Origin of the sequence: Rhizobium sp. CC-YZS058 (genome assembly GCF_034720595.1) — a bacterium.
In the GTDB taxonomy this organism is placed as follows: domain Bacteria; phylum Pseudomonadota; class Alphaproteobacteria; order Rhizobiales; family Rhizobiaceae; genus Ferranicluibacter.
Genome location: NZ_JAYESJ010000001.1, coordinates 412861 through 426103, shown reverse-complemented (window position 1 = coordinate 426103; position 13243 = coordinate 412861). Strand labels below are relative to the sequence as shown.

Annotated in this window: 9 protein-coding genes; 7 read left to right on the top strand and 2 right to left on the bottom strand. The window is 66.4% G+C overall.

Features of this window, described 5'->3' with window-relative positions; translation table 11 throughout:
* Nucleotides 1–5 precede the first annotated feature (5 nt).
* Nucleotides 6–1499 carry a lysine--tRNA ligase gene (lysS, locus tag U8330_RS02045; protein WP_323103499.1) on the top strand — a complete coding sequence of 498 codons (1494 nt, stop codon included), beginning with the start codon at nucleotides 6–8 and terminating at the stop codon, nucleotides 1497–1499.
* Between the two features lie 142 nt (nucleotides 1500–1641).
* Here lysS and U8330_RS02040 read toward each other — a convergent pair whose 3' ends face one another.
* Complete coding sequence (locus U8330_RS02040; RefSeq protein ID WP_323103498.1) at nucleotides 1642–3135, bottom strand: hypothetical protein; 1494 nt, start codon at nucleotides 3133–3135, stop codon at nucleotides 1642–1644.
* A gap of 162 nt (nucleotides 3136–3297) precedes the next feature.
* On the opposite strand from U8330_RS02040, the gene U8330_RS02035 reads away from it, so the two are divergent.
* The 6 genes from U8330_RS02035 (at nucleotide 3298) to U8330_RS02010 (ending at nucleotide 12625) form a co-directional block, all read left to right on the top strand.
* Nucleotides 3298–4548 carry an FAD-binding oxidoreductase gene (locus tag U8330_RS02035; RefSeq protein ID WP_323103497.1) on the top strand — a complete coding sequence of 417 codons (1251 nt, stop codon included), beginning with the start codon at nucleotides 3298–3300 and terminating at the stop codon, nucleotides 4546–4548.
* 16 nt (nucleotides 4549–4564) lie between these two features.
* Complete coding sequence (locus U8330_RS02030; RefSeq protein WP_323103496.1) at nucleotides 4565–5521, top strand: nucleoside hydrolase; 957 nt, start codon at nucleotides 4565–4567, stop codon at nucleotides 5519–5521.
* Between the two features lie 94 nt (nucleotides 5522–5615).
* The gene (locus U8330_RS02025) at nucleotides 5616–6626 is read left to right on the top strand and encodes a ligase-associated DNA damage response exonuclease (RefSeq protein WP_323103495.1); all 1011 of its coding nucleotides are present in this window, start codon (nucleotides 5616–5618) and stop codon (nucleotides 6624–6626) included.
* A 3-nt stretch (nucleotides 6627–6629) separates the two neighbouring features.
* Entirely contained in the window at nucleotides 6630–8258 is a 1629-nt protein-coding gene (locus U8330_RS02020; protein WP_323103494.1) for a cisplatin damage response ATP-dependent DNA ligase, read from the top strand.
* A 73-nt stretch (nucleotides 8259–8331) separates the two neighbouring features.
* Nucleotides 8332–10977, top strand: coding sequence for an EAL domain-containing protein (locus U8330_RS02015; RefSeq protein ID WP_416236798.1), 2646 nt, complete (start codon nucleotides 8332–8334; stop codon nucleotides 10975–10977).
* A gap of 235 nt (nucleotides 10978–11212) precedes the next feature.
* Complete coding sequence (locus tag U8330_RS02010) at nucleotides 11213–12625, top strand: efflux transporter outer membrane subunit (protein WP_323103492.1); 1413 nt, start codon at nucleotides 11213–11215, stop codon at nucleotides 12623–12625.
* Nucleotides 12626–12716: 91 nt separating this feature from the next.
* Here the strand turns inward: U8330_RS02010 and U8330_RS02005 are convergent, their stop codons facing one another.
* Nucleotides 12717–13133: a DUF3830 family protein gene (locus tag U8330_RS02005; RefSeq protein WP_323103491.1), complete on the bottom strand. Its 417-nt coding sequence runs from the start codon at nucleotides 13131–13133 to the stop codon at nucleotides 12717–12719.
* Nucleotides 13134–13243 lie beyond the last annotated feature (110 nt).

The window sequence follows — 13243 nt, the reverse complement described above, 5'->3', positions numbered from 1 at the left end:
AGACCATGACCGAGAAGACCGAAACGGCGCTTTCCTCCGACGTGACCGAGGTCCGCGCGCAGAAGCTGAAACTGCTGCGCGACCAGATCGGCGATGTCTATCCCGCCCATTTCCACCGCACGATCACCAATGGCGAGCTTGCGGAAAAGTACGCCGATCTCGCGCCTGATACCGAGTCCGGCGACGAGGTGACGGTCGCGGGCCGAGTCTATTCCTCGCGCAATTCCGGCATGTTCATGGATATCCATGACGCCTCGGGCAAGATCCAGGTCTTCTCGCACAAGGACACGACGCCGGAGGCGGCCCGTGCCCTGTTGCCGATGATCGATATCGGCGACATCATCGGCGTCACCGGCAAGGTGCGGCGTACCAAGCGCGGCGAGCTGACGATCAATGCCGAGGCGATCACCATGCTCACCAAGGCGCTGCTGCCCATGCCGGAAAAATGGCATGGCGTGTCCGATATCGAGCTGCGCTACCGCAAGCGCCATCTCGACATCATGACCAATGAGGAGTCCAAGCTCCGCTTCCGCCAGCGCTCGCAGATCGTCTCCGCCATCCGCCGCTTCATGGAAACGGACGGATTCATGGAAGTCGAGACGCCGATGCTGCAGTCGATCTATGGCGGCGCGACGGCCGAGCCCTTCAAGACGCACCACAACACGCTGAAGCTCGACATGTATCTGCGCATCGCGCCGGAACTGTTCTTGAAGCGCACGCTGGTCTCGGGCCTCTCGGACAAGGTCTTCGAGATCAACCGCAACTTCCGCAATGAGGGCGTGTCGACGCGGCACAATCCGGAATTCACGATGATGGAGTGCTACTGGGCCTATGCCGATTACGAGGACATGATGGACCTCGTGGAGCGGCTCTTCTCCACACTCGCCACCACCATTCACGGCACGACGGACGTGACCTTCGGCGACAAGCAGATCTCCTTCGCCGGCCCCTTTCGCCGCGTCCCCATGCCCGACGCGGTCAAGCAAGCGACGGGCATCGACTTCCTGGCGATCAAGACCGACGAGGAGGCGCGCGCGGCTGCCAAGGCCGCCGGCTTCGCGGTGGAGAAGGACGCGACCTGGGGCGAGTGCCTGGCCTTCATCTTCGAGGAAAAGGTGGAAGGCACGCTGATCCAGCCCTCGCATGTCACGCATTTCCCGAAGGACATTTCGCCCTTCGCCAAGGAGGTGCCGGGCGAGCCGCGGCTCGTTGAGCGCTTCGAGACCTATTGCAATGCCTGGGAACTCGGCAATGCCTTCTCCGAGCTCAACGACCCGGAGGAGCAGCGGGCCCGCATGGTGGAACAGCTGCAGCAGGCCCATGCGCGCGGCGAGAAGGACAAGCAGCTCGACGACGAGTTCCTGGACGCCATCGACCAGGGCATGCCGCCGGCAGGGGGATTGGGCATCGGCGTCGATCGCCTCATCATGCTGCTTACCAACGCCCCCTCGATCCGCGACGTCATCCTCTTCCCCGCCCGCCGCGCCAAGGCCGACTAAGCAGGCTTCCATCCGCCTCATCCTCGGCCCCGTGCCGAGGAGGGGCGCGCGAGCAACTCCCGTTCCCTCCTGCACACTGATCACTGATCACTGATCACTGATCACTATTTACTGCTCGCTCCTCGCCAAGCCACCCCTGCCCTCAGTGCGTCGCCGTCGTGGCATGCGGATCGACGGCCGGGTGTTCGGTGGAGGCTGGATGGTCGGCGGGCGCCGCCTGCGCCTCTGCCTGCCCTGCGGCCGCATCATGCGCGTCGCTTGGAACGGTGACCGCAGGCGCGGCATCGGCCGCATGGGCGGGCGTGGTGGGATGATCGGCCACTTCCGCTGCGTGGTCCTCTGCCGGAGCGGCTACGGCCGGTCGGGCAGAGGCGGCCTCCGGCGCGGCGTGATCCGCGGACGGGGCGGAATGCGCGGCATCCGCCGCAGCCTGCCCGTCCGGAAGTGCCGCAGGAGCCGCATGGTCGGCTGAAGCCTCGGCGGAACTCTCCCCTTCACCAACCGTGTCGCTGGCAGCATGCACGTCGCCCGACCCATGAGCCTCGCTGTTCGCCGTAGCGTCACCCTGCGCTGCGACAGGCGCGTGCGCGCTTGCCGCCTCTTCGGTCTCTGCTCCGCCCATGAAGGGGATCTTGTCCATCAGCGAAGAGAGGAGCCCTTTCTCGGCCGGTACGGAATGGGCATCGGCCGCGGCATCATGCGGCGCGGATGACGCATCGCCGGCTGCCGGATGAGCGCCTTCGGCCGGCTGATGGGCTTCGTTCGATGCGGTTTCGCCGCCGCCGAGGCCGGGGATCATCGACAGGACGGAGGAGAGGAAGCCGGGCTTGGCCTCTGCAGCCGCGCTCTCGTGGCTGCCCTCGGCCGGCGATTCGCCGTGGCCCGTGTCCGCCGCCGCTTCGCCCTGAGAGTCGCCATGCGCATCGCCGGACGTCTCTCCATGGCCCTCGGCAGGAGCAGAGCCATGACCTTCGGCCGGCGCCTCGCCATGGCCTTCCGCAGGCTTGGCGTGGCCGCCGCCATGGCCTTCCGCGGCATCGGCCGCCGCGACTGCGGCATTCGGGTCGAGACAGTCGCTGCGATCGGTCATCCTGGTCAGCGTTGTCCGCACATCCTCGGGCGAGAGGACGACTTCCTCCCCGAAGAACAGGCCGGCCTCGTTGGCCGTCGCATTGACATAGCGTGCCTCGAAGGGCGCCGTCATCTCCGGCAGGCGGTCGGGATGGGGCGCGAAGAGCACCTCGGCGCCAATGGCAGGGCCGCGCCGCTCGGCGCGCGTGGTCGGGCCCGCCTGGTCGAGCACCATGACCTGATAGAGATCGGCCTTCTCGCTCTTGGCCATCACGCCGGCAACGCGCAGGGCGGTGCGAACCCGCTCCACGCCATCGGCTCCGCTCGTGGTCACGATCTTTCTCAGCCAGCGCTGGCCGTTGCGCTGCAGCTTGATCACGTCCAGCGTGGTGCAGGCGACACCCGCCACCTCCACCGCGTCGTCGTGGCCCTTGTCCTCAGTGCCGATCGGCAGATAGCCGAGATAGACGGCCCCACCGGCGCCGGCGCCGCCGACAAGCAGCAGTCCGGCGAGCGACAGCAGCACCGTCTTGGGAAGTCGGATCTTGAACGACAGTTTTTTCACGCCCGCTCCCCGCCTGTTTCCCGGCCCGGTTCAGCCCCGTTTCATGGTCGCGAAGGGTAAAGGAACAGCGTTGAGGAAGGTTTAATCCGCGGCGGGGCTTGATCGGACAGGCGGTGTTGACGCAAGAGACGCAGAGCGATGAGAGACGGAGCGAACGCGACAATGGCAAGCATCGGGATTGCGGGCGGCGGGATCATCGGCTGCGCCATCGCGGCCACGCTCGCCGCGCGCGGCCATGCCGTCACCCTGTTCGAGCCGGACCTTGCCGGCCTGCCGGCCTCCGCCGGCAATGCCGGCATTCTCGCCGTGCCGGAGGTCGATCCGATCGCCCGGCCGGACATGCTGACCCAGGTGCCCCGCTGGCTGATCGATCCGCTCGGCCCCCTGACCCTGCGCTGGCGCGATCTGGCGGCACTGACACCCTGGCTCACCGCCTTCCTGCGCTCGGCAAGCCCCGCGCGCGCCGCCGCCACCCGTGCCGCCCTTCTTGGCCTGATGCGGCGGGTGGAGGCAGATCACGAGGCCCTGTCTGCTTTGGCCGGCATGACCGACCCCTTGCGCGCCACCGGTGCACTGACGCTGTTCGACCGCGATGCCGGCCTCGAGACTGCCTTCCGGCATGAGAGCAAGACCGCGCGCGAGCTTGGTTTCACTCTCGAGCGGCTGGGCCCGTCGGAGGTGCGCGCCCGCATCCCCGCGCTCGACGGACGCTTTGCCGGCGGCATCGTTTCGTCCGGCTACAAGACCTTCCGCCACCCGACCACCTTCCTGCGCGCGCTCCAGACCCATGTGGGCCGCACGGCCACCATGGTGGACGAAGCGGTGACGGCGGTGCGGCCGGAGGCGCGCGCCGTCGCGCTGGTCAGCGGCGACGGCGCGAGCCACCGCTTCGACAAGGTGGTGATCGCCGCCGGCGTCTGGTCGCGCAGTCTTGTCCGTGGCCTCGGGCTGAGGGTGCTGCTGGAAACCGAGCGCGGCTACAACACCACCTATGCGACGCCGCCGTTCGAGCTCGCCATGCCGATCTTCTTTGCCGATCACGGCTTCGTCGCCAGCCCCTTCGAGGGTGCCTTGCGGATCGGCGGGGCGGTGGAACTCGCACGGCCGGAGGCGCCGCCGAACTTCGCGCGTGCCCGCGCCATGCGCACCAAGATGCGCCGCTATGTCTCGGCCCTGCCGGAGGAAGGCGGGATCGAGTGGATGGGCCGGCGCCCATCCACGCCGGATTCGCTGCCCGTCATCAGCCTCAGCCCGACGGATCCGCGGATCGCCTTCGCCTTCGGCCACGGCCATCTGGGCCTGACGCTCTCCGCCACGACGGGGCGGCTGATCGCCGATCTCCTCGACGGCAACGACCCCGAGACGGCGCGGGGCATGGCCCCCTTTTCCCTGAACCGGTTCCAGCACGGCTGAGCACAAGGACGTCCCCATGCACAAGGTGATTTTCGATACGGATCCCGGCGTCGACGATGCCATGGCGTTGCTTTTCCTCCATCAGCATCCCGAGATCGCGCTTCTCGGCATCACCACGGTGTTCGGCAATGCCTCGGTCGAGACGACGACGCGCAACGCGCTCTATCTGAAAGACAGGTGGCAGATCCCTGCCCCGGTGTCGCAGGGAGTTGGCGAGACGATCGATCCCGCACGCCCCCCTGTGGGCTGGCCGACCTTCATCCATGGCGATGACGGACTCGGCAATATCGGCGTGCCGGAGATGGTTGCCGGAAGGCCCGATCCGCGGCCGGCGCACCGGTTCCTGATCGAGACGATCCGCGCAAATCCCGGCGAGATCACGCTGGTGGCCGTCGGCCGCATGACCAATCTCGCCCGCGCGCTGAAGGACGATCCGGACATTGCCGGCCTCGTAAAGCAGGTGGTGATCATGGGCGGCGCCTTCGACGTGCCGGGCAACATCACGCCCGCTGCGGAAGCCAATATCCATGGCGACCCGGAGGCCGCCGACATCGTCTTCGGCGCGTCGTGGCCGGTCGTGGCGGTCGGTCTGGACGTGACGATGCAGACGGTCATGACCCGCAGCCAGCTCGCCGCCATCGCGGAGCGGGGCGGAGAGCGCGCCGGGCTGCTGGCCCGGATCTCGGATTTCTACATCGATTTCTACGCCCGCCATGTCGAAGACGGCATGGTGGTCCATGATAGCTGCGCCTGCGTCTATGTCGTGGCGCCGGAGCTTTTCACGCTCCGCCACGGCGCGATCCGCACCGTCTGCGGCGGCATTGCCGACGGGCAGACGATCCAGAAGCCGGACAGCCGCAGCTTTCCGCCGAGCGCCTGGGATGGACGGCCGAGCCAGGCGGTCTGCACCGGGATCGATGCCGACGCCGTTCTGGCGCTGATCGACAAGACGCTGTCCCGACCCGCGGGCTGAGCCGGTTCAGAGCCGGAGGCGGCAGCGCGGACCGAGCGAAAGAATCCGGCGGGCCGCTCTGGCGCGCCGGCCTGCATCGGCTATGTCTCGTTGCATGAGACCGGACACGCTGCTTTATCCGACGCCCAAGGGCCTGTTCTGCGAAGCCGGCGGCTTCTATGTCGATCCGGTGCAGCCGGTCGAGCGGGCGCTGATCACCCACGGCCATGCCGACCATGCGCGCTCCGGCCATGCTCATGTCATGGCGACACGCCAGACGCTCGACATCATGGCCATCCGCTACGGCGCGGACTTCTGCGGCAGCGCCGAGGCGGCGGAGTTGGGCGCGACGACGGCGATCGGCCCTGTGCGGGTCAGCTTCCACCCGGCCGGCCATTGCTTGGGCTCGGCGCAGATCGCGGTCGAGGCCGGCGGCACGCGCATCGTGGTATCAGGCGATTACAAGCGCCGGCGCGACCTCACCTGCCTGCCGTTCGAGCCGGTGCCCTGCGATGTCTTCATCACCGAGGCGACCTTCGGCCTACCGGTCTTCCACCATCCCGACGACCGCGACGAAGTGGCCAAGCTGCTCACCTCGCTGCGCCAGTTTCCCGAGCGCGCCCACCTCGTCGGCGCCTATGCCCTGGGCAAGGCGCAACGGGTGATCGCGCTTCTGCGCGAGGCGAGCTATCACGAGCCGATCTACATTCATGGCGCGCTCGCCAAGCTCTGCGACTACTATGTGTCGCAAGGGATCGCGCTCGGCGAGCTCCGGCCGGCGACGATCAAGGCCGGCGAGAAGGCGGCCTTCGCCGGCGCGGTGGTCATCGGCCCGCCCTCTGCCTTTGCCGACAAATGGGCGCGACGCTTCCCGGATCCGGTCTCGATCTTTGCCTCCGGCTGGATGCTGGTGCGCCAGCGCGCCCGCCAGCGCGGCGTCGAGCTGCCGATGATCATCTCCGACCATTGCGACTGGGCGGAGCTGACGGACACGATCCGCGAAATCCGCCCCGGCGAAGTCTGGGTGACGCATGGACGGGAAGAGGCGCTGGTGCGCTGGTGCGAACTGGAGGGGATCCGCGCCAAGCCCCTGCACCTCGTCGGTTATGATGACGAGGGGGAGTGAGCCATGCACGCCTTTGCCGAGCTTATCGACCGCCTCGTTCTGACCCCGCAGCGCAATGCCAAGATCCGCCTGCTGACGGACTATTTCCGCACCACGCCGGACCCGGACCGCGGCTATGCGCTGGCGGCGCTGGCCGGTGGCCTGAGCCTGTCGACCGTCAAGCCGAACCTGCTACGCCAGTTGATGCTGGAGCGGATGGACCCGGTTCTCTTCCAATATTCCTATGACTATGTCGGCGATCTCGCCGAAACCATCTCGCTCGTCTGGGAGGGCACGGAGCCGGACGATGCCGCGCTCGGCGATCTCTCGCTCGGCACGATCGTCAAGCAGCTTCAGTCGGTCGGGCGCGCCGACGTGCGCAGCCTGGTGCGCGGCCTGCTCGACCGGCTCGACGGCTCCTCGCGCTTCGCGTTCCTCAAGCTCATCACCGGCTCGATGCGCATCGGCGTTTCGGCCCGCCTCGTCAAGCAGGCGCTGGCCGAGCTCGGCGGCGTCGACGTGGCGGAGATCGAGACGCTCTGGCATGGCATGTTGCCACCCTATGTCGAACTCTTTGCCTGGCTGGAGGGACATACCGGGCGGCCAGCGCTGACCATGCCCGCCGTCTTCCACTCCGTCATGCTTGCCACACCCGTCGGCGACAAGGATCTCGACGGCCTTGACCCCGCTGATTTCGTCGCGGAATGGAAGTGGGACGGCATCCGCGTACAGCTGGCCAATCTCGCCGGCACCCGCCGGCTCTACTCCCGCAGCGGCGACGACATTTCCGGCGCCTTTCCCGATGTTCTGGAAGCGATCGATTTCGAGGGTGTCATCGATGGCGAGCTGCTGGTCGGCGGCACCTTGCGATCGAACCAGGTGACGCGCACCTTCTCCGACCTGCAGCAGCGGCTGAACCGCAAGGCGGTGACGCGCAAGACGATCGAGGAGTATCCGGCCTTCGTGCGCGGCTACGACCTGCTGTTCGAGGGCGACCGCGACATGCGGCCCGAACCCTTCGACACCCGCCGCGCCGCTCTGACACGACTGATCGAAACCACTTCGCCCCGCCATTTCGATCTGTCGCCGCTCGTGCCCTTCACCTCCTGGGACGAGCTCGACCGGCTGCGCGCCAGCCCGCCCGATCCGGTGATCGAGGGCATCATGCTCAAGCGCCGCGACAGCGCCTATACGGCCGGGCGCATGAAGGGGCCGTGGTTCAAGTGGAAGCGCGAGCCTTACAATATCGATGCGGTTCTGATGTATGCCCAGCGCGGCCACGGCAAACGGTCGAGCTATTATTCGGACTTCACCTTTGGCGTTTGGACCGAGGGCGAGAAGGGCGAGATGCTGGTTCCGGTCGGCAAGGCCTATTTCGGCTTTACCGATGCCGAGCTGGAAGTGCTGGACCGCTATGTCCGCAACAACACGACCGAACGCTTCGGCCCGGTGCGCGCGGTCCGGGCAGAGGCGGAGCATGGCTTCGTCGTCGAGGTCGCCTTCGAGGGCATTGCCTTTTCAACCCGCCACAAGTCCGGCGTCGCCATGCGCTTTCCCCGCATTGCCCGGCTTCGCCAGGACAAGATCCCGCGCGAGGCCGACCGGCTGGAAACGCTCGTTTCGATGATCTCCAGCCCCGAACCGGTGGATTGAGTAGCCGCGCAAGAGGAAATCTTAAGATCCCTTTGTCAGGATCCGCGAACATTTTGACGCGGACGGGATAAGAATGGACAAGGGTTCCGCACAAAAGGGTGAGGGAGAACCAACGCCCCGCGGGCTCGCGGCGGCGTTTTTGCCGACCCTTCTCGTGTTGCTCATCGTCATCGCGGCCGCGGTCCTGGCAGACCGGCAGAACCACGCGCTGTTCCGCAGCCAGCTGCGTGCTGCCGTTGCTGCCGATCTTGAACCGATCCGCTCCGCGCTCGAGATCGCCATCAACACCGACATCCAGCTCCTGCGCGGCATCGCCGCCGCCGTCAGCGCCGAACCGGAAGCCAAGCCCGACCATTTCGCCCGCCTCGCGGAATCGGTCTTTCGGGATGGCGCCCATCTGCGTTCGCTCGCCTATGCGCCGGGATTCGTCGTCTCCGAGGTGTTTCCGCAGGCGGGCAACACGGCGGCGCTCGGGCTCGACTACCGCACCGATCCCAAGCAGAGCGCCGCCGCCATGCGGGTGCGCGACGAGAAGCGGCTGGTCGTTGCCGGCCCCCTGCCCCTCAAGCAGGGCGGCATCGGTCTGGTCGCCCGCTATCCGATCTTCGCCGAAGATGCAGCCGGCAACCGTGCGGTGACCGGCATCCTCTCCGGCGTCCTCGATATCGAGGCAATCTATCGCGATGCCGGGCTGCTCAGCGCTGACGCGATCGAAATCGCCATCTCCGGCCGCAACGGTGATCCCGCCGATACCTTCTTCGGCGAGCCGGCGCTGCTGAAGCGGGATCCGGTGGCCATGACCATCGATCTTCCGGGCGGCAATTGGACGATCCGCGCGACGCCAGCCTCCGGCTGGGAAACCGCGCCGCCCAACCAGCCGATCGTGCGGATGCTGCTGGGGCTCGCCGGTCTTCTGGTCATCGTCCCCACCTTCGTCACAAGCCTGCTTCTGCAGAACCGACAGACCACGCTCGCAGTGCTCAGCGTCAGCCAGGCAAGGCTCCAGGCGCTGTCCCACCGCCTCGGCCTGGCGCTCGCCAGCTCGCAGACCGGCATCTGGGAGCTCGATGTCGATCGCGGCAGCGTGCTGTGGGACGAGAAGATGTACGAGCTCTACGGCAAGCAGAAGAGCTTCCAGCCCTCGCGCGGCGGCTGGGAGACGGCACTGCATCCCGAGGATGCGCCGGCCACGCTGGCGGCTTTGACCGATGCGCTGGAGACCAACACCACCTTCCAGGCCCGCTTCCGTATCCGCCTGGACGATGGTGGAACCCGCCATATCCGTGCCGTGGGAACGCTCGATCCGAGTGCAGGCCGCCGCGTCATGGTCGGCGTCAACTGGGACGTGACTGCCGAAACGGAAAAGAACGAGCGGCTGGATGCGGCGCGACGCCGGGCCGTGGCGCAGAGCGAGGAGATCGAGCGCGCCCGCCGGCAGATGGAATACAATGCCCTGCATGATTCCCTGACGGGCCTTGCCAATCGGCGGGCGCTTGATCAGGCGCTGGCGCAGATGCCGGCCGAGGGCGCGCCGCTGACGCTGCTTCACATCGACCTCGACCGGTTCAAGGAGATCAACGACACGGGCGGCCATGCCGCAGGCGATGCCGTACTCTGCCACACGGCCCGCATCCTCGACCGGCTCGCCGGGCCGCACGACACGGTGGGGCGGATCGGGGGCGACGAATTCCTCATCCTGCGGCGCGGCGCCGATGCGAAAGACAGCGAAGCGCTGGCGGCCGAAATACTGTCCGCCATGAGCGAGCCGATGGTCTTCGAAGGGCAGGAGATCCGCCTTGCCGTATCGATCGGCCTTGCCCATCATCAGCAGGGGCAGCCGCTGGACCAGTTGCTGGTCGAGGCCGATCTTGCCCTTTACGAGGCCAAGCGGCGCGGGCGGAGCCGGGCGGAAACCTTCAGCCCGACGCTGAAGACCGCCGCTCTTACCACGCGACGCACCGCCGACGATATTCTCCGCGGGCTGGAGAACGACGACTTCATCGCCTACTACCAGCCGCAATTCTGCCCGCAGACCCTTGCCCTGACCGGCGTCGAGGCCCTCGCCCGGTGGAAGCATCCGACCCGCGGCCTGCTGACCCCGCAATCCTTCCTGAAGACGGCGGAAAGCATCAATGTCGTCGCGCGGATCGACCAGCGCATCCTGGAACAGACGCTCACCCAGGCAAGGCTCTGGGATGCCGCCGGGCTGCATGTTCCGAAGATTTCCGTCAACATCTCCCGTGCCCGCCTCGGCGACGAGCAGCTCAAAGACCGGCTTTCGGCACTCTCCATTCCGAAAGGGCGGCTGTCCTTCGAATTGCTGGAATCGATCTTCTTCGACGAGGACGACCGGCTGCTCTTCGACAATGTGCTCGCGATCAAGGAGCTGGGGATCGATATCGAGATCGACGATTTCGGCAGCGGCTATGCTTCGATCACCAGCCTCCTGAAGCTGACGCCGCGTCGACTGAAGATCGACCGGAAATTGGTGACACCAATGCTCGAATCCCCCCGCCAGCGCCGCCTCGTTTCTTCGATCGTCGACATCGGCAAGTCGCTCGGTATCGAGGTGATCGCCGAAGGCGTCGAAACGCCGGCCCATGTGCAGCTGTTGCGCACGCTCGGCTGCGACGCGCTGCAGGGCTATGCGCTTGCCGAGCCGATGAGCGCGGACGCTTTTCTCGCCTACGCCCAGACCGAGCATGCACGATCCGCCTGACCTGCGACAGAACCTGATTCGCAAGCAGGCTTAAGTTAATTTTTAACAAAGATTTGAGGGGTTTTCTTAGGGTCTTAGGCTAGTCAACCGTGGCAGAGAGGAAACACTCTCCACGTCATGTTGCGGATGGCCCTCATTTCTTTCATCCAAGGCTCGCTTAGCGACACGAACCTGATAAGACGGCATGGTGAATCACTTGTTACCGACCGGGTGGCACGGTTGGATGGGGACTGTCATGAAGATCGCGAACGCGCTCCTGCCTTTGAGTATGCTTCTCTTGTCTGGTTGCGTCGTCGGACCGAACTATCAGACACCACCGCCGATGGTACCGGCCAAGTTCTCCAAGGCGGAAAAGCCAGCTGGCGATGTCACGCTCAATCCCTGGTGGCAGGCCTTCCGCGACAAGCGGCTCGACAGCCTTGTCGCCCAGGGCATGAACCAGAACCTGGACGTGCTGCAGTCGCTCGAGCGAATCAACGAAGCGCGCGCCAATGTCATTCTTGCCGGCGCCGGCGGCCTGCCGCAGATCAACGGTTCGGGCAGCGCCAATGCGCAAGGCTCCGACGGATCCTACCTGCGCCGCCAGTCCGGCGTCAGCCATTCGGAGACCAAGTCGCTCTCCGCCGGCGCCGATGCCTCCTGGCTGCTCGACCTGTTCGGCCAGTACCGCCGTGCCCGCGAATCGGCGAACGCCTCGCTCGATGCCGCCTATAACGACATCAATGTCGCCCGCCTGGTCTTTCTCTCGGACCTCGTGACCTCCTATGTCGATGCCCGCTATAACCAGGAGGCGCTGGCGCTGGCCAAGCTCAGCCTGTCCTCGCGCCGCGAAACCCTGAAGCTGACCAACGACATCCGCGCCGCAGGCGCCGCCTCCAGCCTCGACGTCGTCCAGGCCGAAGGTCTCGTCAATTCGACACTTGCTGAACTTCCGGCTTACGAAACCGGCTTCCGCCAGGCGGCCAACCACATCGCCACGCTGCTGGGCCTGCCGGCCAACTCGATCACCGCGGAGCTGACGCGCGGTGCCTCGCAGCCCTGGCCGCGATACGACACCAAGATCGGCATTCCGGCCGACCTCGTGCGCAACCGTCCGGACATTCGCGCCGCCGAGCGCCGGCTTGCCGCTGCCACCGCCCAGATCGGCGTGGCCGAGGCGCAGCTTTATCCGAGCCTGTCGCTCAGCGGGTCGATCAGCGCATCGCGCACCTTCGGCGAAGCGGCAACCGGCAACCTGACCAGCTGGGGCTTCGGTCCGGCGCTCGATATCCCGATCTTCAACGGCGGCGCACGCCGCGCCCAGGTGGACATCAACCGCTCTGCCGCCCAGCAGCAGTACCTGACCTGGAAGCAGACGGTGCTCGACGCCGTCGAGGACGTCGAGAACGCGCTGATTGCCCTGCGCAAGAACTACGAGACCGTCGCCGCCCTGCGCCGCGTCGTTGCATCCTACGAGCAGGCCCTGGGCCTCGCCCGCGAAAGCTATCGCGGCGGCGCGACCTCGCTGCTCGACGTGCTCGACGCCGAACGCACACTTTCCTCCTCGCGCATCCAGCTGGCCGCGGCGATCCGCAGCCTGGCTGCCAACTATGTCGCGCTCAACGTCGCCATCGGCGGCGGCTCCTCTGTCGAGGTTGCCAGCAAGTAAGCGCGCCTCGCGCCGACAAAGAACGAAGCGCCGGCTGCCTGTGCAGACCGGCGCTTTTTCATGTCGTGATTCTATTCGGAATGAACGGCGCCTACTCTGCCGAAAGCAGAATCGGCTGCGCGCCTTCCCACAGGGTCATCCTGCCGAGCTTCGGCAGGTCCTCGAGGTTCGAGGTGATGGTCAGGAAATGGTTGCCGGCCAGTTGTCCGACCTTGGACGCAAAATGCACGCCGCCATAGGCAAGCAGCATCTCCGTTTCGCTGACGCTGCCGGGATGCAGCAACATTTGCCCGGGCGCCGGAAAGCTCGTCGCATTCTCGTAGCCGACCCCGAAATCCTCCTCACCGAGCGGGATCCACAGCCCCTCTCCGCTCCAGCGCACATGAATGATCTTCTGGCGGTAGGGCAGGATCCGCCGGATCGCAGCGACTGTCTTCGGGGCGGCCTGCGTTTCGAGCCGTGCCTCGAAGCGGAACGGCCCCGCGGTTAGAATGATCCGGTCGCTCACGCTCAGTCCTCCAGCCTTTTCTACCGCAGGGTTTGCGCGGCGGGCCCCTCTTAGAGGAGTTCGATCGCAAGGGCGATGGGTTTCCGAAGGGAATGGGCGGCCTTGGTCTG